Annotated in this window: 19 protein-coding genes; 11 read left to right on the top strand and 8 right to left on the bottom strand. The window is 52.7% G+C overall.

Features of this window, described 5'->3' with window-relative positions; genetic code table 11:
• Positions 1-7 precede the first annotated feature (7 nt).
• The 6 genes from ACAW75_RS05425 to ACAW75_RS05450 all read left to right on the top strand — a co-directional run bounded on the left by ACAW75_RS05425 (position 8) and on the right by ACAW75_RS05450 (position 8546).
• Positions 8-4903, top strand: coding sequence for an ELWxxDGT repeat protein (locus ACAW75_RS05425; protein WP_370727668.1), 4896 nt, complete (start codon positions 8-10; stop codon positions 4901-4903).
• Between the two features lie 118 nt (positions 4904-5021).
• A complete protein-coding gene (rplU, locus tag ACAW75_RS05430) occupies positions 5022-5339 on the top strand; it encodes a 50S ribosomal protein L21 (RefSeq protein ID WP_370727669.1) in 318 nt (105 codons plus the stop codon).
• 114 nt (positions 5340-5453) lie between these two features.
• Entirely contained in the window at positions 5454-5741 is a 288-nt protein-coding gene (gene rpmA, locus ACAW75_RS05435) for a 50S ribosomal protein L27 (RefSeq protein ID WP_370727670.1), read from the top strand.
• Between the two features lie 173 nt (positions 5742-5914).
• Positions 5915-6736 (top strand): TerC family protein, encoded by an 822-nt coding sequence (locus ACAW75_RS05440; RefSeq protein WP_370727671.1) that lies wholly within the window; start codon positions 5915-5917, stop codon positions 6734-6736.
• A 69-nt stretch (positions 6737-6805) separates the two neighbouring features.
• Positions 6806-8296 carry an NADH-quinone oxidoreductase subunit N gene (locus ACAW75_RS05445; RefSeq protein ID WP_370727672.1) on the top strand — a complete coding sequence of 497 codons (1491 nt, stop codon included), beginning with the start codon at positions 6806-6808 and terminating at the stop codon, positions 8294-8296.
• 7 nt (positions 8297-8303) lie between these two features.
• Positions 8304-8546: a CBU_0592 family membrane protein gene (locus ACAW75_RS05450; RefSeq protein ID WP_370727673.1), complete on the top strand. Its 243-nt coding sequence runs from the start codon at positions 8304-8306 to the stop codon at positions 8544-8546.
• Positions 8547-8601: 55 nt separating this feature from the next.
• Here the strand turns inward: ACAW75_RS05450 and ACAW75_RS05455 are convergent, their stop codons facing one another.
• Entirely contained in the window at positions 8602-8985 is a 384-nt protein-coding gene (locus ACAW75_RS05455; protein WP_370727674.1) for a MerC domain-containing protein, read from the bottom strand.
• Between the two features lie 126 nt (positions 8986-9111).
• On the opposite strand from ACAW75_RS05455, the gene ACAW75_RS05460 reads away from it, so the two are divergent.
• Positions 9112-9696: a hypothetical protein gene (locus ACAW75_RS05460; protein WP_370727675.1), complete on the top strand. Its 585-nt coding sequence runs from the start codon at positions 9112-9114 to the stop codon at positions 9694-9696.
• Positions 9697-9770: 74 nt separating this feature from the next.
• Here ACAW75_RS05460 and ACAW75_RS05465 read toward each other — a convergent pair whose 3' ends face one another.
• The 4 genes from ACAW75_RS05465 to ACAW75_RS05480 all read right to left on the bottom strand — a co-directional run bounded on the left by ACAW75_RS05465 (position 9771) and on the right by ACAW75_RS05480 (position 15810).
• Positions 9771-10844, bottom strand: coding sequence for a phytase (locus ACAW75_RS05465; RefSeq protein WP_370727676.1), 1074 nt, complete (start codon positions 10842-10844; stop codon positions 9771-9773).
• Between the two features lie 5 nt (positions 10845-10849).
• Entirely contained in the window at positions 10850-12115 is a 1266-nt protein-coding gene (locus tag ACAW75_RS05470; protein ID WP_370727677.1) for a right-handed parallel beta-helix repeat-containing protein, read from the bottom strand.
• A 37-nt stretch (positions 12116-12152) separates the two neighbouring features.
• A complete protein-coding gene (locus ACAW75_RS05475; protein ID WP_370727678.1) occupies positions 12153-14933 on the bottom strand; it encodes a TonB-dependent receptor in 2781 nt (926 codons plus the stop codon).
• A gap of 292 nt (positions 14934-15225) precedes the next feature.
• A complete protein-coding gene (locus ACAW75_RS05480; RefSeq protein ID WP_370727679.1) occupies positions 15226-15810 on the bottom strand; it encodes a hypothetical protein in 585 nt (194 codons plus the stop codon).
• Positions 15811-15939: 129 nt separating this feature from the next.
• Between ACAW75_RS05480 and ACAW75_RS05485 the strand changes: the two genes are divergently transcribed.
• A complete protein-coding gene (locus ACAW75_RS05485) occupies positions 15940-18519 on the top strand; it encodes an FtsK/SpoIIIE family DNA translocase (protein WP_370727680.1) in 2580 nt (859 codons plus the stop codon).
• Positions 18520-18560: 41 nt separating this feature from the next.
• On the opposite strand, the gene ACAW75_RS05490 is transcribed toward ACAW75_RS05485, so the two are convergent.
• Positions 18561-20000 (bottom strand): T9SS type A sorting domain-containing protein, encoded by a 1440-nt coding sequence (locus ACAW75_RS05490; RefSeq protein ID WP_370727681.1) that lies wholly within the window; start codon positions 19998-20000, stop codon positions 18561-18563.
• A 77-nt stretch (positions 20001-20077) separates the two neighbouring features.
• Entirely contained in the window at positions 20078-20482 is a 405-nt protein-coding gene (locus ACAW75_RS05495) for a response regulator (RefSeq protein ID WP_370727682.1), read from the bottom strand.
• Between the two features lie 198 nt (positions 20483-20680).
• Between ACAW75_RS05495 and lolA1 the strand changes: the two genes are divergently transcribed.
• Complete coding sequence (gene lolA1 / locus ACAW75_RS05500) at positions 20681-21310, top strand: outer membrane lipoprotein periplasmic chaperone LolA1 (RefSeq protein ID WP_370727683.1); 630 nt, start codon at positions 20681-20683, stop codon at positions 21308-21310.
• Positions 21311-21341: 31 nt separating this feature from the next.
• Here lolA1 and ACAW75_RS05505 read toward each other — a convergent pair whose 3' ends face one another.
• Positions 21342-23738, bottom strand: a complete 2397-nt coding sequence (locus tag ACAW75_RS05505; RefSeq protein ID WP_370727684.1) for a TonB-dependent receptor — start codon at positions 23736-23738, stop codon at positions 21342-21344.
• A gap of 349 nt (positions 23739-24087) precedes the next feature.
• Between ACAW75_RS05505 and ACAW75_RS05510 the strand changes: the two genes are divergently transcribed.
• Together ACAW75_RS05510 and crtID are read left to right on the top strand one after the other, a co-directional pair.
• Complete coding sequence (locus ACAW75_RS05510) at positions 24088-24603, top strand: RNA polymerase sigma factor (RefSeq protein WP_085412864.1); 516 nt, start codon at positions 24088-24090, stop codon at positions 24601-24603.
• A gap of 251 nt (positions 24604-24854) precedes the next feature.
• Positions 24855-26333, top strand: a complete 1479-nt coding sequence (gene crtID / locus ACAW75_RS05515; protein ID WP_370727685.1) for a bifunctional phytoene desaturase/3,4-desaturase — start codon at positions 24855-24857, stop codon at positions 26331-26333.
• The last annotated feature ends 43 nt before the right edge of the window (positions 26334-26376 follow it).

Here is a 26376-nt window from a genome sequence, read left to right on the forward strand (position 1 = left end):
CCTGTCAATGTCTACCGTCATCCGCTCAAGCCTGTGCCTGCTGCTATTGACAGGGCTGTTTAACCAAACGTTTGCCCAGATTTCGCTGGTCAAAGAGTTTGGTTGCAGTGTCAATCCCAACGCATTCACTCGCTTCAACAACCAGCTTTATTTTAATACGAACAGTGGTTGCGGCGCAAACGGCATCTACCGCACAGATGGTACGGCGGCGGGCACTGTGTTTGTAAGTACCGATGTATTCGACCAAAATCCTACGGGGCGGTGTGTGGCTGGGGGGCATCTTTATTTCGGTACACTAGCTGGCCAATTGAAGCGAATTAACGGACAGACCGGCGCGGTTGAACTGGTAAAAAGCGGGTTCAGTGGTGTTCCGAGGTACATGGCCGAAGTAAGCGGGGGCATACTGCTCTTCACCGACAACGGCACCGGCCTCTGGCGCAGCGACGGCACCACCGCCGGTACGTATGCCATCAGGAGTGAGTTAACCTCGATTGGGCAGGTCGTTTCCGATGGCACAACAGCCTATTTCCAGGCAACGGGCGATGCCAGTTTGTACAAAACAGACGGCACCGCCGCAGGTACGTTGGTACTACTCAACACGGGCGGTGCTGGTATTCGGGGCCTGACGATCTGGAATGGCTTACCGTATTTCTGTAGAAATTTACCAGACGGTACGGCACAGATAATCAAATGGACCGGAACCAACTTTGTTGTTCTGACATCGATTGCTCAATCGCCAACAACCAACTCAACGCCTTTTAACGATGTTGAGCGGTTCATTCCAACGGCTACCGCTCTCTACTTTTTCGGAGCGTCGGTTAGTAACACCGGCAAAAAAATCGATCAACTCTGGAAAACGGATGGTACGCAGGCCGGAACAGGACTGGTCACGATAATGGAAGGGGCTGTTCCGGGTTATTTCCGAACCCGTCAGGTCAATCCCGAAGGGTATCAGACCATCCTGTATTTCCCGGCCGACGATGCCACCTACGGCACTGAACTATGGCGCAGCGACGGCACGGCGGGGGGTACGTTCCGGGTACGTGACATCAACCCCGGCGCAACGGGGTCTACGCCGCTCGATTTCGCCTGCATCAACGGCATCTGTTATTTCCACGCCTATACCGAAACCACTGGCAACGAAATCTGGCGGTCCGACGGATCATCCGCCGGAACCCAGTTGGTGCAGGATTTATGGCCCGGCCCAAACGGTGGTTCAGCCGCTGTAAACACTGGCAACAGCGGCCTTTCCTACTATTCGATGGTCTACAACGGGCGGCTTTATTTCCGGGGGCAATCGGCGGATGGCAACTCACAACTCTACAAAACCTGCGCTGTTCCCGGTCCGCCCACGCTTACGGCCAGTCCTGGCGCGAGCGTGTGTGCGGGAACGAGCGTTACCCTGACGGCCTCGGGCTGTACAGGCAGCGTTACCTGGAATACCGGCGCAACCGGGGCCAGCCTGATCCTTACGCCCTCGGCAGGTACGGCAGATTACTTCGCCACCTGCACTGCCGAAAGCTGCACCAGCCCCAACAGCACTACGCTTACCCTACTGGCCACCAGCCCGCCAGGGGCACCCACGATCAGCCCGGCGGGGGCGGTCAGTTTCTGCCTGGGGCAAACCACGTCGCTCACCGCCAGCGGCTGTAGCGGTCAGGTACGTTGGAATACGGGCGCAACGGGTAACCTGTTGTCGGTCTCGGCAGCGGGGAGTTATTCGGCTTCCTGCACGGTCAATAACTGCACCGGCCCCGGCAGTGCAGTGGTGCAGGCTACCGCCGTGTCAACGTCCGCCACCGTCAGCCTCAGCCCCCCGTTGATCTGCGCGGGCAGCCCCCAAACCCTCACGGCCACACCCACCAACGGCGGAAGCACACCCGCCTACCAATGGATGCGTAACAACGTACCTATACTGAACGTGACGAACCGTACCGCCACCAACGGGCTGGGTTCGGCCAATGCACTGGGTGTGTATGTGGCCGCCAACGGAACGGTATATGCCTCCACGACGAATGGCCTGAGCATATCGACCGATGGCGGACAAACCTTTGTAAACCGCACAACGGCGAATGGCCTGGGCAGCAATTTTGCGCTCAACGCATTTGTTGGTGTCGATGGTAAACTCTACGCCGCCACCAGTGCCGGGTTGGGTATTTCGAGCGATGGCGGCAACTCGTTCAGCAATAAGATCAGCAACCGGACGGTCAATTCGGTCTATGTAGATGGCACCGGTAAACTCTACGCGGCCACCGGCGGCAATACAGCAGCGGGGTTGGGCATCTCAACCGATGGGGGAAACACATTTACCTACAAAACAACCGCCAACGGGTTAGGCGGCGTAACGGTCATTGGCGTAACGGCCGGTTCCGACGGGAAAATCTATGCCGCTACCTACGGCGGGTTAAGTAGCTCGACCGACGGCGGCAACACGTTCAGCAACAAGACCGTAGCCAACGGCTTAGGCGACAACGTGTGTAATGAAGTGGCTGTCAGCAGCGACGGACGAATCTACGTGGCCACCAACGGCGGACTGAGTATCTCGACCAATGGCGGAACCAGCTTCGTGAACCGCACCACCGCCGACGGGTTAGGCAACAACGTGGTTGAAGCGGTGTTTGTCGACGCTACCGGAACAGTCTACGCTGGCAGCAGTGGCGGGCTGAGTATCTCGACCAACGGCGGGCAAACGTTTGTAAACTACACCGCCGCCAGCGGCCTGGGAGCCACCTACGTACAGGGAATACACGTTACCCCCGACAAAACAATCTACCTCGCCACCAGCAGTAGCCCGGCCAGCGGTATCAGCATTGCCCAACGGCCCGCCAATACGTACCCCGTGCAGACGGCAACGGCGGGCGATGTGTATTCGGTAAGCCTCTCGCCATCGGCCGATGCCTGTCCGGCCCTCGCCCTGGTATCGGCCAGCGTTGTCATTACGGCTTCGCCTAGTTCACCCACGCTCACGGCCAGCCCATCGGCTACGTTGTGTGCCGGTGCCAGCGTCACGCTCACAGCGACGGGTTGTGCGGGTACGGTAACATGGAACACGGGGGCAACCGGGAGCAGCCTCGCGGTAGCACCAGCGGCTACGGCAACCTATACCGTCACCTGCACACAGAATGGTTGCCCATCCGGTCCAGGCTCTATTGAATTGACTGTTAAACCAGTCCCCATAGCACCTGTTATCAAAGCGTCCATCTGCACTGAAGCGGGAGCTACTAAGGTATGGGACAGACGTTTCGGTGGAACGAATAACGATTACTTCATTAATGCCGTTGTTGCGCCCTCTGGCAACTATTTGCTGGGAGGAACATCACGTTCTAATCAGAGTGGCGATAGGTCGCAACCCTTGCAGGGCGTTGATGACCAGGATTATTGGGTAGTCATGGTCGATAGCGATGGTAATAAGCTGTGGGATAGACGATTTGGCGGAACAGGTGAGGAAATTTTCGGCCGCCTGATCGCTACTTCTGACGGAAATTTCCTATTAGCTGGTCATACCGATTCAGGACAAAATGGCGACAAGTCACAGCCCTCGCAGGGCTTATATGATTACTGGATCATTAAAATTGATGGCTCTGGCAATAAACTGTGGGACAAGCGGTTTGGAGGGCTGGGTAATGACAAACTAACGGCTGTTATAGCTACCTCAGATGGTGGCTATCTGTTAGGAGGTGAATCCGCTTCCGGGCAGAATGGCGACATTTCACAACCTTCTCGGGGGAACATCGACTTTTGGATTATCAAAGTTGATGCAAATGGTACCAAGCAGTGGGACAAGCGTTTCGGTGGGGCGGCGGGTGAATCAATCGGCGATATGGTCTCTACAATCGACGGTGGCTATCTGTTGGGCGGCTATTCTTTTTCAGGGAACGATGGCGATAAAGCGCAATCATCGCAAGGGTTTGCTGATTATTGGATTGTCAAAATTGACGCAACTGGCACTAAGTTGTGGGACAGGCGTTTCGGTGGAGCCTCCTATGATTACCTGACCTCCTTACTGGCACAGGCTGATGGTAGCTATCTATTGGGTGGTTATTCGCAGTCAGGTCAGGGTGGCGATAAATCACAACCCTCACAAGGGGGTTTCGATTTCTGGGTTGTTAAAATTGATGCTGCTGGTACTAAGCTTTGGGATAAACGATTTGGTGGAACAGGCAATAATGATTGGCTATCATCAATGGTAGCTGTTACCGACAACAATGTTCTACTTGCCGGAAAATCAAGTTCAGGCCAGAATGGTGACAAATCACAGCCTTCGCGAGGCCTTACTGATTATTGGATTGTTAAAATTGATGTGAACGGCAACAAAATCTGGGACCGGGGCTTCGGCGGTAACAACGATGACAACCTGAAAAATATCATTCTTACGCCTGATGGTAGTTACTTGTTGGGGGGCGAATCCGCCTCAGGGCAAACTGGCGATAAGTCGCAGCCTTCACAAGGGAACCTTGATTACCTTGATTACTGGATTATGAAAGTCGCGGAGTGCAGCGAGTTGACAGGGGGAATCTGCGCTGGCCAACCGGTCACTTTACGCGCTACGGGCTGCGCGGGGGTCATTACCTGGTCGACGGGTGCAACGGGGAATCAGCTTAGTGTATCGCCGGGTCAGTCAACCAGTTATTCGGCTACCTGCACCCTCAACGGCTGTAGCAGTGTGGCAAGCAGCCCCGTGATGATTACTGTGTATCCAGAAAATACAACGGTTAAAACCGGCAACTGGAACGACGCTACCGTCTGGTCGTGTGGTCGAGTGCCCACCACTGCCGATGCGGTCACGCTCAACCATGCCATCACCATTCCGGCCAGTTTTGCCGCTACGGCCTTGCGGGTACGTTACGGAGCCGGTGGGCAACTGCGACCGCTGTTGGGGGGGCGGTTACGGGCCTACCCGTAACCGCCCGGCGAAGCTATGGACCATCCTCTGCTTCATCGGGATTCGCTAAAAACAGAAGGCAGAAAACTGAAAACTTTTTTCTACCTTTGCACCCTCATTTTCAATATACACAAAGATCATGTACGCAATCGTAGAGATCGCAGGGCAGCAATTTAAAATCGAGAAGGGCCGCTTCATTTATACCCACAGGCTGGGTGGTGACGTGGACGCTGCACTTGCCTCCGACCAGATTAAAGTTCTTCTGGTTGACAACGAAGGTGCTATTACCGTTGGCGCTCCCACCGTGGCAGGCGCAGCCGTATCAGCAACCATCCTCGAGCACCTGAAAGGCGAGAAAGTTATCGTCTTCAAAAAGAAACGTCGGAAAGGCTATAAGAAGAAAAACGGCCACCGTCAGTACCTGACCAAAGTTCAAATTAACGACATCACCGTCTAAATCAGTTTACTGTTTACTGTTTACCGTTTACTGTTGCTCCGCTTTTGCACCCTCCGGTTTAACAAGCAGCGCAACTGAAAACAGCAAACTGAAAACTGTAAACCATTTACAAAAATGGCACACAAGAAAGGCGTCGGTAGTTCAAGGAACGGCCGTGACAGCATCAGCAAGCGACTGGGCGTCAAATTATTCGGTGGTCAGAAGGCCATCGCCGGTAACATCATCATCCGTCAGCGCGGAACCAAGCACCACCCCGGCAAAAACGTGGGTATGGGCAAAGACCACACGCTGTTCGCTCTCGTCGACGGTACAGTTCTCTTCACGAAAGGTCGCGCTGACCGGTCGATGGTGAACATCGTTCCTGTTGAGGTAGCGGCTCCAGTAGCTGTTGCTGCTGAATAAATTCAGACGCATTAACGAAAAAACCGCTTGTTGGCTCAACAGGCGGTTTTTTCATGCCCTTCCGTTGCCATCCCGCCTACAAACCTTTCATAGGCACAGCAGTTCATTTCTGTAGATCGGTTGCACCGCTCCTGTAGCACCGGTAACTTCGGGACTTCATACAACCAACCTTTATGGATCAATTGTTTACAGCAGAAGCCATTGTCAGCCTGCTCACCCTCACGTTTTTGGAAATCGTACTGGGCATTGACAATATCATTTTCATTTCGATTGCCGCGAACAAGCTGGCCCGCGCCGATCAGCCCAAAGCGCGTAATATTGGTTTATTGCTGGCCATGCTTTTCCGGGTAGCACTCCTGTTCGGTATATCGGTCCTGATCTCATTGAGTAAACCATTCACGCACATTGATACAGGCTGGTTCATTGCTGCCCCAACCGGGCAAAGTATTATTCTCTTTGTCGGCGGGCTGTTCCTATTATATAAGGCAACGTCTGAAATTCATCATAAACTCGAAGGTGATCCGCAGGGCGATGAAGTGGGGGCCGACGCAAAAAAGGGGGGCAAATCGACCGTTTCGAGTGTGGTGGCCCAGATTGCGATCATCAACGTAGTCTTCTCAATTGACTCCATCCTGACCGCCGTGGGGCTCACCCAGAACGTACCTGTCATGATCATTGCCGTCGTTTTATCCGTGCTGATCATGATGTTCTTTTCTGGCCCTGTTGGTCGGTTCGTTAACGAACACCCTAGTATTCAAATGCTGGGGCTCTCGTTCCTGATCATGATCGGCTTCATGCTGATCGCTGAGGGTGCTCACCTCTCAGAAGTAACGTTCTTCAACTCGCCTGTTGGTACCGTGCCGAAAGGGTATCTCTATTTCGCCATTGCTTTCTCACTGATGGTCGAAGTGCTGAACATAAAACTTCGGAAGAATCAGAAACCCATTCAGATGCGTGGCTATGAAGAACAGGCCGAACGCGAGGGATTGATCTAGAAAAGTAGCCATAAGCAGGGGTAGGTCGCCGCCTGATAAGCCCTGCTGCTGCTTACTGCTACTACCATTATGCCACTCACCGATCAACTACAGAATATTCTTGACAGTCTTAACGGCGGTAGCGCTGAAGGATGGCTTGCGCTGGCTTTTTGTGGCTTACTGATGGCGGAGTTAGTGCTGTTGAGACGCGCCAATCAGCAACGGACGCGTACCTGGCTAACCGGGCTTACCGTGTTTGGCTTACTGGTTGGTGGCGTAGTGGCCGTAGGCGAATCATACCGGGGGGCGCTGTTCCTGGATCTGCTGTTCCTCGATAATCAGGCTATACTGATCAAGGGGGTTGTTACGTTGGGAGCCCTGGCCGTGGTGCTCTGGGAAACGGGCGTCTGGCACCGTGGCGATGAGGAGCAGGCCATCGGGAAACGGCAGTTACCGACCGAATGGTATGCCGTGCTCATGGCGCTGGTGTTGGGCCTGTTCCTGCTATCGATGGCCGTGAATCTGCTGTCTGTTTACCTGAGCCTCGAGCTGGTTTCCATCAGCTCTTACTTATTGACGGGCCTGGTTGGCGATAGGAAAGCGTCGGAAGGGGGCTTAAAATATTTGCTGTTTGGTGCCGTCAGTTCAGCTGTCATGCTCTATGGGATGTCACTTCTGTATGGGCTCACCGGCACACTCGATATCACCAGCGCTGTCTTTGGGGTAGAGCTGGCCAAAAACGGGCCTGTCGCGCTGGTTGCCGGGCTACTAACGATGGCCGGGCTGCTGTTTAAATTATCGGCAGTGCCCTTTCAAATCTGGACACCCGATGCCTACGAAGCCGCTCCAGTGCCCGTAGCCGCTTTTTTCTCGATTGGGCCTAAGGCGGCTGCTTTGCTGGTTTTGATGCGCCTGCTGTCAGCTATGCCCGTGGCTGGCTTACAAACACCCCTGGCAGTGGTTGCGCTGGCAGGCATTCTGATCGGTAATCTATCCGCCCTGCGGCAGACCGATGCGAAACGACTACTGGCGTACTCAACCATCGCGCAGGCGGGATTTTTGCTGGTTGGCGTTGTTGCTTTATCTGATGCGGGCTTTCAGGCGGCGCTGTTTTACATGGCGACGTACCTGTTCATTTCGCTGGCAGCCTTCTTTCTCATCGACGCACTGGCCCCCAATGGCTCATTGCAAATCGCTGATTTCGCCGGCCGGATGAGTGCCTCGCCCCTACTCACCATCTGTCTGGTTGCTGTTGCGCTGGCGCTGACCGGCTTGCCACCAACCGTTGGCTTTACGGCGAAAGTGCTGTCGTTTTCGGCCCTTTTCAGCGCCTACCAAACCACGGGGAATCCCTGGCTGATCTGGCTATTCGGCCTGGGATTGGCCAACGCCGTTATCTCTTTGTTTTATTATATCAGGATTCCGTTCCTGCTAATTTTCCGTCGGCGCCCCGCCAACGTACCGGCGGTGCCTGTGCAATTGACCATAGCGCAATGGATTGCGCTCGCTATTACGGTGCCGCCGGTTGTGCTGCTTTTCATCAAGCCCGATCTGATTCTTCGGCTGATCGCTACTTTTTAATCTGACCATGCTCCATTACCTCATCGAAACCCTGGGTTGGGTTGCCTCTGTCCTGATTGTCGGGGCTTATTTCCTGAATATCCAGGGCCGTTTAGACGCCAAAGACCCCCGGTACGTATGGGCAAACCTGATCGGCGGTCTTTTCTTTATAGTCAACACCTATTATCACGGGGCTTATCCATCGGCACTGGTCAATGTGGTCTGGGTACTCATTGCGGTCTTTTCGCTGGCGAGGCGCAGATCCGTCTAGCAGTAAAAAGGGCGACCATGACTGGTCGCCCTTTTTACTGCTAGACCATTGATGATCAGTGTGAGTGAGCAAGCCGATGATGGCGTAGATTGACCAAATGCGAAATGACCAGCCCTGTCGATGCGGCATAGGCAAGGTATTCAAACAGCGGACTGACGTCTTCCAGCAGGAGACCCACCGCAAACAGGAACAGGAAGCTCCAAAGCGCGGCACGAATAACGGATGATGTATGGTTACGCGCTGCGAAATAAACGGCAATGATATTGACAGCGATGAAGACATAGTCGAGCCCTAAAAAGCCCGCCCGCCATGTGTCATCATGAAACAAATTGGATGTCATAACGAGTACCGGGGCAACCAGGCAGTGAATCAGACACAAAACTGACCCGGTAATCCCAATGTAATCGGCCTTCTTATCAACAACGTCGTCCAACTTCATAACTAATTTGAATGCTGTAGGGCAAAAGTAAGATGGTAACTTATCTAAATGCAATAAGGTTGCAAATTAATTTGCAACAACGTTGCGTTTACGTATGTTTGTACCGTTAAACTCAACAGAAACACGATGCAGCAAGCACAAAAAAGGCATATTATAGCCTACACCGGGTGGATCCTGGCATTAAGCGGCCTTCTTTTCCTGAATGGTTGTAATAAGGCAACGGACCCGCAACCGGCCGACGAAAATGAACTGATCACCACCGTGACGTTACGCTTCACCGAGCAAGGCACTGCCAACACGCAGGCGTTCACTTTTCAGGATAAAGACGGGGATGGGGGCGCTGCACCGACCCGGTTTGATTCGGTCACGCTAACGGCTGGCAAAAGCTATAGCCTGGCGGTTGAGGTGCTGGATGAAAGCAAAACACCTACCGACAATATCACAAACGAGATCAAGGAAAAGCAGGATGAACACCTGTTTGTCTACACCGCCAATCCAGGTACGTTGCTGGCCTATACCTATGGCGACAAAGACAGCCGAAATTTCCCTATCGGATTGACCGGTACCGCCACCACAGGCCCGGCCGGCACTGGCCAATTCAATGTCCGTCTTCGCCATCAGCCACCGGTCAACGGGGTGGCTGTAAAAAATGGCACATCGGCGCCCGGCTCCGACGATGTGAACTTAACGTTCTCCCTCACAGTGAAGTAGTCAGCGCACCAGCTACGAAAAAGGCCCGCTAGTTATATAGCGGGCCTTTTTCGTTAAAAAGCGTAAGGAGCAATTTACTTGATGAGATCGCCCAGAATATCTTCACAGCGGTATAGCTGGAAGGTTCGGTTGTCGCTCATGGCAATGAACAAACCATGCCTGAATTGTTTGTTCAAAGGCCGGGTGATGGTTTCGGAGCCGTCGCTCTGGTGCGCCAGCACGCGTGTGGTACGTACCCACGGATGCGCATAAGGTTGCCCCGCCTGCCCTTCTCGCCGGAAAACCTGGAATCGGTCGCCGCCCTGGTCAGATACCAGCAGGTAGCCTGTGCTGGCTGACGTGGCATAGATCGAGATGCCTTCATGGTCTTCGGCAAAACCAGTCGTGGCAAACAGGGCCAGTTGCTTGTTGCCCCGTTCCGGGTCAGCGAAATACTGCCGGACACCCACGCCTTCATCGGAGTAGTAGACGTACCCAAGCTGGTCATCAACGGCTATCGATTCAATCTCTTTCCGTCCGCTATAGTCACCAAATTTCCGCAGTAGCGTGGCTTTTACCTGTCCGTTGCCTGCGTCGGTCAGGCGATACTGCCACAGGTACGTTCCGTCGGTCGGGCCGCTCTTTCGGCCAACGATGGCGTCGATCAGGCCCGCTTTGTTCCGGTACAACGCAATACCCATCAGATCGCGGAAACCTGTTCCGGTCTCACCGGCAAACATGGGAATTCCCCCACCATCGACAGGCTGCATATCGGGGAGCGAAAAAATGCGGAGGTTGTGCGTTTCGCGCTCGGTAGTCACCACAACGTCGGTGGGTTTACCATTCAGGATCAGGCCATACTCCACATCGACATTGTTGGGGCGTTTTAGACCGTGAACCGTTTTATCGGGCAACAGGTGGCCGTTCAGGTCATACACGTATAGCCCCCCATCCGAATCCTTATCGGTACCGATGATCAGGCTTTGCGCCGCATTGACCGGATTGACCCAGACAGCCGGATCATCCGAATCATGCCGAACAGAATCGGTTACGGCCACTGGCTGTATGACCCGGCTAGAGTCGGCCGTCGCCTGCCCACCCCGGCGAACCGGATGTTGGCAGGCGACAACGGCTAAGCCGATAAACAGTGATAGGCTCCCTCGGTACATACACACTAGTTGGTTCCGTAAGCACCGACGTAGGAAGCGGGCGCTGGTGACTGGTACACTACGCCGCCTACCGTAATACCGTCGGCGTATAACCGGGTAAACGTGGTGCTTCCTTTACCCAGCGCAGGAGAACCAGCCTGTAGTTTGAAATTCCAGGCCGTGTTGAAGGTCTGGTTGAGCGACGGATTGTCGAGGGGGAAGTTCACGAATTTCGGGTCGTTATCACCGGCTTTTTTACCGATTACATCGTTGGTACCGGCAATGATCTCGGCAGTAGGCTGAAACTGGTCGACGCCCTGCTGCGTGTACCCATAGTAATAATTGTTGCCCATAACGCTGCGGGTATCTTCGGTAAGCTTCGTATCGCGCTTAACGCCGAACCGGTCATTGACAAACAGGTTGTTGTAGACCGTAGCCCGAACGGCAGCCTCTACCCAGATCGAACCTCCCTTGATACTTGGGCGGCGCCAGCCGGCATTCACGATCGTGTTGTTGTAGGCCACAACATAGGCCTGCGGCGTGCGGTCGCCCGTGCTCGACAGTTTCAGGGCGTTGGTATTGGGGCTATACACCAGGTTATAGGCTACGTCGGCCTGCACCCCCGATTTGATATTGATGGCATCACCACCCGACACACCCTGCGTATAGATCACATTGTTGGCAATAATAACCTTACCGCCCTCCAGGTAAATACCATCTTCATTCTGGTTGCTCAGCCGACTGTTGATGATCACCACCTTTCCGTTTACGTTGGTGAAGTTAACCGCAGGTACGTGCTGCCCGGCAGCAGCTTTGTACAAACCGGCCTTCACTGATGGCGAGCTCTCCGTTGTCACAGCGCCGCCATAGTCCATGATCACGTTTTTCAGCACCAGCTCTTCCGACTTAGGGCTGGCAATGATACCGCCCCACAGGTTTCCGAACTCGTTCTTCGCCGTTTTCCAGGCGTCGGGCACAGTGAATCTGACGGGGTTCTGGTCGGTACCCAGCACGTACAGGTTGCCTTTTACAATAAACTCAGGCTTCACGGTCGAGTCGCTGAAGATAACGGTGGCTCCTTCCTGAATAGTCAGCGATTTGCCTTCCGAAATCTGAAGATGGTTCGTGATTTTGTACGTTCCTCCTTTAGCCCACACACCCGACACATCGCCACCTACGTTCTCCTGCACGACAGGCGGCACCACAACGGGTGTGACAGCACTATCGTCTGACTTCTTACAGCCAGCTATGGCGGCGGCCAGCACAACGGCAAGTACTACTACGTTTTTCATTTTGTTTTTGATTGATAAAAGATTGTCTATAAGTCGATTACAACTTATACCGAACGCCAATCAGATACGACTGCTGGTAGAAATCGCGTCGGATCAGCGTCTGCCCCGACGCGATGTTCTGGTCGGGTACGCCTGCATTTCTGGGGTTGGTGTTCTTTATAAAAATTTCGGTGGGCGTATTCAGCAGGTTGTTGGCTTTGGCAAACAGCATGAACCCGCCTGCTGCTCCGCCAGCGGCTGGCCTCCCTACCCGTTTTTCGAGCGAGGCATCCATTTGCACGAAGCCTTTCTGCCACAGATCATTGTCGACAAACTGAGCCACCGTACTGATTCGCTCACCGGAGTAGCTGGCCGCCAGTTGCAGGTCCAGTCCATGATCGCCGTCTTTATAGAGCAGCGATAGGTTACCCACGTGGGCAGATTGCCCGTAGAGCGGGCGCGTCTGGCTAACGGTGATCGTTTCCAGATCGCCCTGTGCATTTCGTATCCGCTTTGATTTTGGCGTCGTGATCCTTGAGTTCGTATAGGTGTAGTTGGCCTTCAGGCCCCATCTGCGGATATACTTGATGGCGTCGATTTCAAGGCCGTAGTTCCGGGCCGTGCCGAAGTTGCCTGGCGAGTAGTAGATGTCCTGCCCCCGGATGGCGTCTTTTTGGAGCGTGTATTCGATCGGGTCCTGAATGTGCTTATAAAAAAGCCCGACCATGAACTGCTCCAGCGGTCGCGGGAAAAGCTCGTACCGCAGGTCAATGTTATCGGCAATGGCCCGCTTCAAATTGGGATTACCCCGCTCCTGGTATTCTTCATTGACAATCCGGTACGGAACGATCTCGAAAAAGCCGGGTCGGTTCAGCGACCGGAAATACGAAGCCCGCCAGTTGGCGTTGCCGCGTTGCAGGCGGGCATGCAGACTGGGCAGAAGATCGGTATAGACCTGTTTGCCAACCGGAAAATCTTCACCAATCGGAAACTTCATGGCGTACCCCTGATCGGTATGTTCAACCCGCAGGCCACCAACCAGTTCGAGCGGCTGGCCGGTGGTACGGAATTGCAGATACCCCGCCGAAGTCTGCTCGGTGGCCTCATAATTCAGCGCCGATGCGACCGACCCCAGTGGGTTCTGAATGGTCCAGTTGATCTGGTTGTAGCTGGTAAAGTCGACCCCGTACTGGGCGAACACATTGGCTGGCCGAACGGTGTAGTTGTTGTAGAAGTTCGTGCGCGTTTTATCACGGAACAACCCACCAAGCATCCACTCGACGGGTAAACCGGCGATCGGGCGGTTCCAGGTTACGTTCAGGTAGCCAGCCAGATCCTGGTCAGAATTGTGTTCCCAGCGGCGATAGCCGTCATTTACCGTTGTGCGGGTATCGACAAACGATTTTCGGATGCCCAGCAGGGGAATGTTGGTTTGGTCGGGCACCGCGTTGGTAGCGCTGGAATAGACCGCCGACCAGTTGATGGTCAGGCTGGCCGGTAACTTATGCGTTCCCTGGAGTGTGCTGGTGAAGATCGCCTGCCTGGTCAGGCGGGAGCGGGTGGCGTACGTGAGCGACGCATTGCCCTGTTCAGGATTGTAGCCGCCAATGGCCAGTTCGGTGGTTTTAGTGTCGCGAACCTGGGCGTTGGTCAGGTTAATGTACGCATTGTACCACTGGAGCTTCGTGCCCGGATTGAGGCGCAGGTCCAGCTTACTGTGCAGGCCGTAGCGGGTTTGCTGTTCCGAATACAGGCGTTCGCTTTGCTTCGTCAGCACAATACCGCGCAGGGTGTCTGCCACATCGCCGTCGGCAAACAGGCTGTTGCTTCCCCGGTATGTATTCTGAAAGCTGCCCGCCAGCATAACACCCAGCTTTTGGCCCAGAAAGCGGTTGCCAATGGCAAACCCACCCATCAGGTTAGGGGCCGGGTGCCCGTTTGTGTAGGTTGCCGATGCCCTGTTGAAATCACCGGCGGTGGCACTATATTGATTACCCAGCCGCTCATAGGGCGATTGCGCGGCTATGTTCCGTGTATCGAAGCGGGTGAAATCGCGGTTGATAAACAGCCCCGAATAGCCCGTTGCCAGGTTGGCCTGTATGTAACGCTGGCTGGGGGCATCGCGCATGACCATATTCACAGCGCCGCCAATGGCATCGCCCTCCTGGCTGGGTAGCAGGGCCTTGTACACCTCGAGCCGCTCCAGTAATTCAGACGGGAAAATGTCGAGGGGAACGTACCTGTACCGGTTGTCGGGGCTGGGGATCTTCACCCCATTGACCAGCGTGTAATTGTACCGTTTGTCCATGCCCCGCACAATGGCATACTGGCCGTCACCGTTGCTGTTTCGTTCGACCGATATCCCCGAGACGCGCTGAATGACGTTGGCAACCGTCAGGTCAGGCGACAGCTCGATGGTTCGCCCCGAAACGATGTTGGTTACCTGTAAGGCATTGCGTTCCAGCGTTCGGGCGGTATTATCGCTGAACCCGTCCCGCTTTTGCGTAACCACGATCTCGCTCAGTGTCTGCTTGTCGTCGGGCTCCAGCGCGAGTATAAGCGCCAGGGGGTCAGGCCCGCCGACCACCACCGTACGCGTACTTGTTTTGTAGCTGATGTAGCTGATTTTGAGCTGGTAGCGCCCTTCAGGTACGTTCCGCAGCTGAAACGATCCGTCGAGTTCAGAGACGGCGTTGAAATTAGTGTTCTCCAGGCGGATTACCGCGCCAATCAGTTGCTCACCCGTCGACGCATCGATGGCTTTACCCCGAATAGTACCAGCCCAGGCGGGTAACAGCAGCAAACAACTACATAGACTAAGGTAGATGACTCTCAACATAGATGGGTATTGTCGACACGACGTGTCATGACCGGTATCGTCAGTAAACGACCGTGTATAGACCCACAAAATTGAGATGGCGGCTTCGTTCTTAACTAATTGGCACAGTTAAGAATGTGCAAAGAAAAAACGAGTAATCTTAACAAAATGGCCATTTATCCATTTAAACTGGCTGGTTACAAACTGGTCAGTCTTACCGTGTAAGCCTTAAAAAGGGCATACCTGTCTACCATACGTAGTAATGTTCACATAACACCACCGCTCCAGGCTACCCTGTGTGGTGGCAATTCCGTTATTGAACTGCCTGACGAATCGGTATCTCAGTTGGCAGTTTCCGCTCAGGACGGTATGCGATTACTGCTTTTAGGCAATAAAAGACGGTTAGCAGTGCCATAACCGGTGGCAAGCTTAACTGGTAGGTGAGCCCGAGTGCCATCACCATTGCCCCGGCGAGTACAGGGTAAAGTGGAACACGCGAGACCAGCCAGAAGGCAATGCCAGCAAACAGGTGCAGTTCGACCAGCATTAACATCGGCTGATCGAACATAAGCACCAGAACTATAGGTTGCCAGGCCATGCTCGCCAGCGCCAGCAGTCGCATTTCGGTTGGCAATCTGGCCCAGTACTGATGATTGGTTCGCGTAAGATGGGCTAGACTACCTCCTGCCAGATCCCAGAGTACCCACATGGCCACTTGGACCGACTCGGGAGACTGTAGTTCGGGATCATGTCGAAAAATCCACCATAGTAATCCGGTAATCAGGCCGGTACCTCCATGGATGAATAGTAATGATGTATACCTGGTTGTTTCTCCGTAGATGGGTTGCAGGAGCCAGGGCACTGGTCGATCAACACGGAAAGAGGCAAGGGCCGTCATAAGTAACTGAGTGGTAGATACGTTCGGTAAAGGTGGACCGATTTAGTCAAAAAATTAAGCATCGTCCACGCTGATCGGCCCAAGAGACGTTACTTTTACATAGCCGACCCAATCTTTTCGCAACAGAAAATGGCCCAGTCCACTACTGCCCAAACTCGCCAGAATACCCGTCGCTCCGAAAGTGCCGACGGCGCGCGCCGTGGCACCTCAAAACGCGACAAAGCTGCCGACGTACCCAGCCGAAACTGGACATTACCTTTTGATCGTGTACGTGCCGATGAGCGCACCAATCTGTCTGTTGGCGTGCTGCTGATGCTCCTGAGCATCGGGCTGCTGGTGGCCTTCATTTCCTACCTCTTCAGCGGGCCGGCCGATCAGAGCCTGATTGGCGCCGACGAATCAGTGAAAGAAGCGGGCAAAGATGTACAAAATTGGGTGGGGTTGCTAGGTGCCCATGTAGCCCATGTATTTATGTTCCGCTGGTTTGGCGTGGGCGCGTTGGGGTTACCCATCGTTGTGTTTCTGGCAGGCTTTAAACTTACCTCCGGGCGTGAGCCTCTTCCCCTGGCCCGCACAACACAGGCTGTTTTATTTCTCGCCGTCTGGATAAGCCTGGTGCTTGGGTACGTAGTGATGGCTACCGGAACTGTCAGCGAGGGAAGCGTCTGGTGTGGCGGCGTTGGCTATGAGCTGAATCGACTGCTGTATGGGCTGCTCGGCTTCGGCAGCATTGTATTGATTGGCTTCCTGGGCTTCGTATTCCTGCTGTTCTTCTTCAATATTACCAGCCTCTCTCTCTTTAGCCGACCTCAGCTGGCTGATGTTGCCGATGGCTATAGTGAACCGCCATCGCAGCCATCGGGTAATTACAACGCTGCAACAGATACCTACGACGAACCGGAAGTCCCTGAATCTTTCGGAGAAACAACGCAGGAGGCTGTCCCTGTCGCCGAGGAGCCTGCTTATGCCACTGCTTCTGATTACTCGCTGACTGTTGAGCCACCGTCGACTTCCGTTGACCTACTTTCTCCTTATCCAACCACCAAACCGTCGACTGCAACTATCGGGGCGGGTAACCTGGTATTGACCGTTGCCGAAGGGATGGAGCTGGCGGATATTGCGGAAACGCCCCCCGTCATAACGCCGCCTTTCGAACCGGATATGTTCGCCGGTGACCTGGTAGCCCAACACGGCTTATATGACCCGACACTCGACCTGCCTAATTACCAGTATCCCACCGTTGACCTGCTGACCAACTACCCGGAGAACAGCAAAGCACAGGTCTCTGCCGATGAACTGGAAGCAAACAAAGACCGAATTGTTGATACGCTGGCGAAATTCAACATCGGTATCCAGCGAATTCATGCCACTATCGGGCCAACGGTGACGTTGTACGAGATTGTGCCGGCCGACGGGGTACGTATCTCCAAGATCAAGAGCCTGGAAGATGATATTGCCCTGAATCTGGCGGCGCTGGGCATACGTATTATCGCTCCCATGCCTGGCAAGGGTACCATCGGTATTGAAGTGCCGAATAAGAACCGGGAGATGGTCTCGATGCGGTCGATGATGGTATCCGAAAAATTCCAGAAGGCAAGTATGGATTTGCCGGTAGTGCTGGGCAAAACCATCTCAAACGAGATTTTGGTTGTCGACCTGGCCAAAATGCCTCACCTACTAATGGCTGGGGCCACGGGACAAGGCAAGTCGGTCGGCCTGAACGTCTTGCTGACCAGCCTGCTGTATAAAAAGCACCCGGCGCAGTTGAAGTTTGTCCTGGTTGACCCCAAGAAAGTGGAGTTGACCCTGTTCAATAAAATTGAGCGCCATTTTCTGGCCAAACTACCCGATGCCGACGAGGCAATCATCACCGATACGAAAAAGGTGGTGAATACGCTCAACTCGCTTTGTATCGAGATGGACAACCGGTACGATCTGTTGAAAGACGCCGAGGTGCGGAACATCAAGGAATACAACACCAAGTTCACGCATCGTCGGCTGAACCCCGAAAAGGGCCACCGGTACCTGCCGTACATTGTGCTGATCATCGATGAGTTGGCCGACCTGATGATGACCGCCGGTAAGGAAGTAGAACAGCCTATTGCCCGGCTGGCGCAGTTGGCCCGGGCTATTGGCATTCACCTGGTTGTGGCCACGCAACGGCCTTCGGTCAACGTCATCACGGGCTTGATCAAGGCCAACTTCCCGGCGCGTCTCTCCTTCAAAGTGACGTCAAAAATAGACTCGCGAACCATTCTGGATGCCGGAGGGGCCGAGCAGCTTGTTGGTATGGGTGATATGCTGCTGTCGTCGAATTCCGACATCATCCGGTTGCAGTGCCCGTTTGTCGATACGAACGAGATTGAAGAAATATGCGGCTTTGTAGGCGGGCAACGGGGTTACGACGATGCCTATCCGTTACCGGAGTTCTACGGCGAAGACAGTGGCAATACCACTGATGACAAAGACGTAGACCTAGCCAACCGTGATGCCATGTTCGACGAGGCCGCGCGGCTGATCGTGACGCATCAGCAGGGAAGTACCTCACTGATTCAACGGCGACTGAAACTCGGCTACAACCGGGCAGGTCGGCTGATTGACCAGCTCGAGAAAGCAGGCATTGTTGGGCCATTTGAAGGCAGCAAAGCCCGCGACGTACTGGTTCACGACATGGTTCATCTTGAAGAGATGTTGAAAAATCTGGGCTAAATGAACAGGTGGGCCAGTGGCAACAACGCCCCACCTGTTGGCTACCTGATTATGACATGCTTACTAACTACCACCCCATTCTGGCGGATAGACAGCAGATACCTACCAGCCAGTAGCTGAGTAGTGGGTTGTATTGTCAGGCCATCCAGATCATTTTGCTGACTATTGACAGCCAGCTGGCGGCCAAGCAGGTCGGATAAGCTGACAGTGGCCGGGTCAGTTGCGGCCAGTCGTACACGCAGATAGAAACCGTCGCTTGGGTTTGGGTAAACTACGGCAAACGTGTCAGGTACATAGGAGATGGAGAGCCAACGAAAAAATTCGGCAGCTCCTTCCCGGTCTACCTGTTTCAGTCGATAGTAGGCTATGCCCGGTAACGGTGCGGTATCGTACGCTACATAACTTTTTCGGCCTTTAGCTAATCCTGCGGCATCGATTATCGCTATCTCGCTAGTATGGAGAAGGTCACGACTGCGTTCAACTACAAACTGGCTGCTATTCTGCTCCGATGCAGTCTCCCAGTCGATACGTACCTGATTAGCTGGTGTCAGCGACACCCTGAACGAATGCAACTCAACAGGTAAGGCGGGCGTAGACAGATTGTAAGGGCAGCCATTGGCCATTGCCAGCGCACTCGACACCGGATCCATAATCATCAGTACAACCACATCGACACTTGGAAATCCAGCGCCGAAATAGGGGTAACTTCCGTCGGTTGCCCCGGCCGTAGCAATGCTCACAAACCCTTCCGACGCCGAAGAACCGTAGTTATTTTTAAAGCCGTAAAGCGAGCTATTATTGGTCAGGTCCTTATCCTGCGACAGGCAAGCCTCGCGATGCCCCCACGATGAGCTGCTATCGTTATAGATCCAGTTGTAAATGGCCCGTTCAATAATCAGCGGATTACCCGACGAACCGCTACTAGCAAAAATGGCGATGTTCTCGGCTCTTGCCAGAAATTCGCTACAGGCCGGTGTTGTTTGTGGATATACCGCCTGAATACGCTGAAACGGTGAAGTGCCCCCTGCCCCCGTATGTGTAAATAAATTATTGGCCTTCAGGTAATTCGCATGGGCTTGTGCCATGGCGCTGAGGTTTGCGTCGCTGGCTTCAAAAGGCAATCCCAACACGGTACCCGACGCATACGTAATGCCTGCTCGTGCGGTGCGCTCAGCATTCAGCAGCGTATAGGCTTTTTCGTTGTTGGTGAAGCCCGACCAGCCACCAGGAAGCGTGAGCGCACCCAGGCTGTTCGTAGCCAGGCTCAGTTGTATTTCCTCCTGCCGACGGGCGTTGTTGACGGCGTTCTGGATAGCCACTACCCCGGCATAGGTTGCCTGTTGGCCAGACGTACCTGCGTCTTCATCCCAGGGTATGTTGGTAGTCAGGTTAGACGGTGATTGTGCCAGTGTGATCACCGACATGAACAACCCAGTCAAAACAGTGCCTAAGCGCTGGATGTATGTAAATCGTCTTATCATTTCGTACGGCAGATTTTACTCTCCCAATAGTACTAAATGATAGCAAATAGTAAGTATAAATTCTCAGGTATCCGACATTAAGTACCCGGATTGCAACTAGCCTGCCCCTCCCTGATTAACAAAGCCAACTGCTCAACGGAGGGAGGTTTGACTAAAAAAGTGCAGGCGCCCATGGCCTCACTTCGCGACCGATCATCTGCGTTACTGGATGTACTCAGAATGGCTACGGGTACTTTTTTCCACTGGTGATGTCGCTTCAGAATAGTAAGTGTCTCAAATCCAGTAAGCCGGGGCATGTTTAGATCCAAAATAATCAGATCTGGTAACGGGTTGCCTGGGTGGGTTGCAAAATGATCAATCAATGCTTGCCCATCATCAAAACTGGTAAGTGTCCACTCCGGAAAATGTGCGGCAAAGGTCAGTCGAGCTAAGTACACATCATCTTCATCGTCATCAACCAGAAAAATTACTGGCTTCTTCATTTTAGTTACTGTCAAGTCGTTACGGTACGTATCACTACTGCTAATATACACCTCAATTCATTCTGGCCATATACGCAAATGAGGTTATGGGTTTAGCGCATCTGGCTGAACGCTGCTGAATCTGTTAAACTTTTCAGTAGGTTCGCACGTCTAACTAGTAGTAGCATGACTAATCAACTTGACTATCTCTCCCAACGAATGAAACAATTAGCATTTATCGGTCTTATCCTTCTATCTACTACCGGATCGTTACTAGCTCAGAAAGATAAGCGTGCCGAAGCTGTCCTCGATGCCATGAGCGCCCGGTTCAAAGCCCTGACCAGTTATCAGGCGGCTTTCAGCTATAGCGCTGATCGTGAGACCTATAAAGGCGATATTGCCGTGAAGGGTAAAATGTTTCGGTTGAAAACAGCTGGTCAGGAAGTGTTCACCGATGGTAAAGTGATGTCGACGTATGTCAAGGAATCGAACGAAGTGAACGTTCAGGATTATGATGCCAGCGCAACCGGCGACTTCAATCCGACCAAAATTTATACGATGTATAAAAAAGGATTCAATTACAGCTATGTCCGGGAGCAAAAAGCAGCAGGGCGCGTGCTGGATGTCATAGAGTTGAAACCTGAGAAAAAAAATACGCAAATAGCCAACGTACAAATCAGTGTTGATCGGGCCGACAAGTCGGTGAAAAGCTGGCAGATTACGGATAAAAACGGCAAACGCACGGTCTATACCATCAGCAAGTTCACGCCAAATCCCAATCTGGCCGACAGCTATTTTGTTTTCGACAAAGCTAAATATCCCGGTGTCGAGGTTGTGGATCTTCGTTGAGTAATGCCGTTGCACTCTGGCCACAACTTGATTAGAAGCTCCATCTTAACCTGACTGCTATGTTACGCCCCAGGTCATTGGCATAATACCGAAAGCGGTTCAGATAATCGCGGTATTGTCTGTCAAACAGGTTGGTAGCGGTCAGGCTGATTTCTGCACTTTGCTCATCAGTAAACGCAATGGTGCTGCCAACCGACGCTGTCCACAGACTATAGGCAGGTGGCGGCGGCGAAAAATCGCTGTTGGCAGGCACTCGTTTTTGCTGAGCGACCAGCAGATTTCCCACACTTATATAAGGATCCCGCCAGCGCCCGGGCCTTTCCGGCCTCATCAACGCATAGCGAATGGTATTCTCCCACCGATTTGGTGGAATCATCACAAGCGGCTGATTCACCCGCGTGTCCTGCACATAGAGGTAAGCAGGCTTTGTTGTCCAGGCCCAGCGCGTGCCTATTTTCACATCAACGGTAGCATCGACACCGGTATAGATGGCATCGGTCTGGGTGTATTTAAAATAAGGGAATGCCCCCCGCACCGTTAGAATTGGCTCAGGCTGCGGACGCAGGTAGATGTAATTGTGGATGAAATTATAATACAGATCTACCGCTGCCTGTACCCGGTCGCTGCGCCATTCGGTTGTTACGTTCAGGTTAAGGTTTGTTTCCGGGCGTAAACCAGCGTCACCTTGCTCATACGCTGCGGCCCCGTGATGAACACCGTCGCTAAACAATTCGCTTATATTGGGTGGGCGCCAGGCCGTTCCTACGTTTATTCGGGTAGTCCAGTGGTCGTTATGGTAGCGCGTGGCCCCTAACGTACCTGAAGGGCTGGCAAAGACAAACGTGGGGGCATCATAAACCCGCCCGTTGGCGCCGCTAACGTACCTGAAAATTTGTAGTCTACGCCAGTCCAGGCGCAGCCCCAGTTCATATTCCCACAAGCCATGTCTCACTTTGTTGATCCAGAAGGCACCGAGCGTGGCCAGTTGAAAGTTAGGAATCAGTGGTCGCCCCGTCATGATATTATATTGGTATAGGCCACTCACCCCAACTGTGCTGCTCCGATTCGTGCGCAATTGCCTTTCACGAACCAGGTCGGCGGTGTAGGTAGTTAGCTGGAAACGTAGTTCAGGCCGATTCAGCGAAGCCAGCGAGTCATTTCTGGGTAGATGGAGGTCATATTCCAGCCGATCATCTGTTTGTCGGGCCAGGGTCATCGTCCAATTTGCGCCCGAAGCAGTCGTATACGCAGTGCGCCACTTCAGCAGGTCATGCGTGATATCCTGACTGGGCCGTCCAATCGAATAGCTAAATCCAGCCTTTAGTATTGGCTCGCCACTGTTTATTACTTGCTGAAGATCTGTCAGACTTCCGATATGTGAGCCTGAGAAAATACCGATCGCTGACGAGAAACGGCTGTAAAATACTTCTGACTGCCATTTTTCTGCGCGGTACATAAAAGCCGCCGACCCGTTTCGCTCCCGTACACCCGTATTGTCCAGGTAGTAGGTCGGTGTTCTCAAATTGCCTCCTTCTTTCACCGTCCCCTGTATACGCCAGCCAAAACGACTTATTCCAGAAGCCAACAGGGTGCCAAAGCCGCCTTCTGTCTGGGCGGATACGACCCCTTGCTGACCGTTAGTGAAGCCTGCCAAATTTATCTGTCCGTGTGTGCCTCCGGCCGTGGGAAGTAAGGCCGGTTCAACCAAAATTACCCCGCCGATCGCATCTGACCCATAACGGACACCTGCCGCCCCTTTGATTACTGACAAACGACTGGCGACAAACGGATCTATTTCGGGACCGTGTTCGGATCCCCATTGCTGCCCTTCCTGCCGGATACCGTTGTTCAAAATCAGAACGCGGCTGCTATGCATACCGTGAATTACCGGCTTTACAACCGAAGAGCCCGTCTGAAGCGTCGTTACCCCTGTCAGGTTCTTTAAAGCGTCGCCCAGCGTTTGGCCCCGTGTTTGTTCCAGCCCCCGCCCCTGGATAGCCACTATTGCCTGACTTGCCAACGCCTCTGTTTTTTGCGCCGTCACCGTTACATTCTGTAGATGTTGGACCTCCTCCGACAAAAGCATATCGTGCTGCGTGCCGCTTGGCAGATGTGTCAGATTCACCAACTGTTGGATCTCATGATAGCCAACAATCCGCGCTACCAGCGTATAAGTGCCCTCACACAACTGGGAAAACCGATAATTCCCTTCCGTGTCGGTGGCAATGCCCTGCCCGGTTTCTCTTAGCTGTAAAGTGACGCCTGGGATGGGCTGCCTGGTCTCCCGGTCAAGTACCTGCCCCTTTATGAAACAGTCGCACCTTGTCTGCCCTATACTGGGGAACGGATTACCCACCACAACAAGAAACACAGTGGCAATATGACTCGCCACTTGCATCAACGAACTTAAAAATCCTCTTCTACCCATCCCCGTATGTTTTCGCAACAAAGTTGCAACAAAATTGGTAACACATTTCTGAGCCAACAGGCCTGCATTTACGGGAGTTTTTTGTAAAAATATATTTTTGTTTAACCTTTGATGGGCAATAGTTCAACAAAGCGCTCGGGTTGGATTCCACAAACTGGGGAAATTATTACCCACGACAGGAGCATTCACTAGTTCACTGGCCTATTGGCACACATACATTACCGTACTTAATTACCTGTCTAGTAATTGATTAGCATTTTAAAAACAGGAATTAGCTGCGTATCTAAAAACTTGGTCAAGAATTTGTCTAATTGTCATCAAGATTGATTCAACAAAACTTTTCGTACTCATGACTGCGCTCGAATTCACATATCACATTGGCAAAGTATCAAAATCACTGCGCCCGTTCGCGCTCCGTTTGACGAAAGATTCGGAAGACGCTAATGACTTGTTGCAGGATACGCTGTTGAAAGCGTATACCAACCGCGACAAATACACAGACGGTACCAACCTGAAAGCCTGGTTGTACACGATCATGAAAAATACGTTTATCACAAATTATCAGCGTATGGTTCGTAAGAACACCTTTATTGATACGACTGATAACTTGCATTATATAAACTCAACGGACAGCAGCACAGATAATCTGGCCTACTCGTCCTTTGCACAGGAAGACATTGCTCGGGCAGTAAACAACCTTGATGATACCTACCGGACGCCCTTTATGATGCACTTCCGGGGCTTCAAGTACCACGAGATTGCGGCAAAGCTTGATATTCCCATCGGGACGGTTAAAAACCGTATTCACATTGCCCGGAAAGAACTCAAAAGCAAACTACACGTATACGCTCATTTCGCGTCGTAAGGTGTCGTAATGCATTTCATCACCAGGAAATTTGTGTAGTATTTCCTAAACAAATGAATTGATTGAGTAGTTTTTGGTTAAAAAGAGGAAGGTTCCGAAAAGTTAGATGCTTTGCATCTAACTTTTTTTTGTGCTTAGCAAAGAAGTTTACAGTTTACAGTCGTCCGTTTTTAGTTGCTTAGCAAAGGCACCGTCTATCGCCAAAGCAAAACAACTGCAAACGGACGACTGTAACCTATTTACCTGTTATTATGCCCCCACGCGTACTTGTCATTGGTGCCGGCTTTTCCGGTTTATCTGTTGCAACGAGTTTAGCCCATCAGGGTTATGATGTTACCATTCTTGAAAAGAATGAGCTACCCGGTGGCCGGGCGCGTGTCTTCCACGCCGACGGTTTCACCTTCGATATGGGCCCAAGCTGGTATTGGATGCCCGATGTCTTTGAGACGTATTTCGCCCGTTTTGGTAAACATCCGGCCGATTATTACGAACTGGTTCGGCTAGACCCATCCTATAAGGTTGTCTTTGGCCCGCAAGAAGCGGTGAATTTGCCCGCCAACCTGGACGATTTGAAACAAACGTTCGAGGGTATTGAACCGGGCAGCGGCGCACGCCTGACTGAATTTCTACGGCAGGCCGCCTATAAATACGATGTTGGCATTCATAAGTTCGTCTGGAAACCAAGTCGTTCGATAACCGAATTTTTCAGCCTGAAACTTCTCTACGACGTTGCGCGGCTCGACGTCTTTCAGTCCTTTGCCAGTCACGCCCGAAAATTTTTCAGTCATCCGCGCCTGTTGCAACTGATCGAATTTCCAATTCTATTTCTGGGGGCTACACCGCAAAATACACCGGCCATGTATAGCCTGATGAACTACGCCGAAATGACCATGGGTACGTGGTATCCAATGGGCGGCATGCACAAAATCATTGATGGCATGGTGGCGCTGGCAAAAGAAAAAGGCGTTAAACTCCTCTTAAATCAGACGGTTCAGCAGATAGAAACGGTTGGTGGCCTGGCCAAACGCGTACATACCGACAAGGGCATTTTCGAGGCCGATATTGTGGTGGGCAGCGCCGATTATAACCACATTGAAACGGCCCTCGTTGAGCCGGCCAACCGGAACTACGACGATGCCTATTGGGCAAAACGGGTCATGGCTCCCTCATCGCTCCTGTTTTATGTGGGCGTTAATAAACGGATTCCTAGGTTGGAACACCACAATTTATTCTTTGATGAAGATTTTGGTTTACATGCTCAGGAAATCTACGAAACCCCGAAATGGCCCAGTAAACCGCTGTTTTATGTCTCGGCACCGTCGAAAACAGATCCTGGTGTGGCACCGGCCAACTGCGAAAACTTGTTTTTACTCATACCAGTAGCCCCCGACTTAGCTGATGATGAAGCAACACGTGAGCATTATTATAATCTGATTATGCAGCGGCTTGAAGATTACGTGGGTGAAACTGTTCGGGATTGTGTAATTTACAAACGAAGCTATGCCCACCGCGACTTTAAAGCCGATTACAATGCTTTCCGGGGAAATGCCTATGGGCTGGCTAATACGTTGATGCAAACAGCCTTTCTGAAGCCGTCGCTTAAAAACAAAAAAGTACGTAACCTGTTCTACACTGGACAGCTAACGGTTCCGGGGCCGGGGGTTCCCCCTTCCCTGATCTCCGGTTTAGTCGTTGCCAACGAAGTGGCCAATGAATTTCCAGTGGCTTGATTTGCCCCATTCCTAACCCAGACAATATCTAAACCCTTTTGGT

The organism is Fibrella arboris, from assembly GCF_041321095.1.
Taxonomy (GTDB): Bacteria; Bacteroidota; Bacteroidia; order Cytophagales; family Spirosomataceae; genus Fibrella; species Fibrella arboris.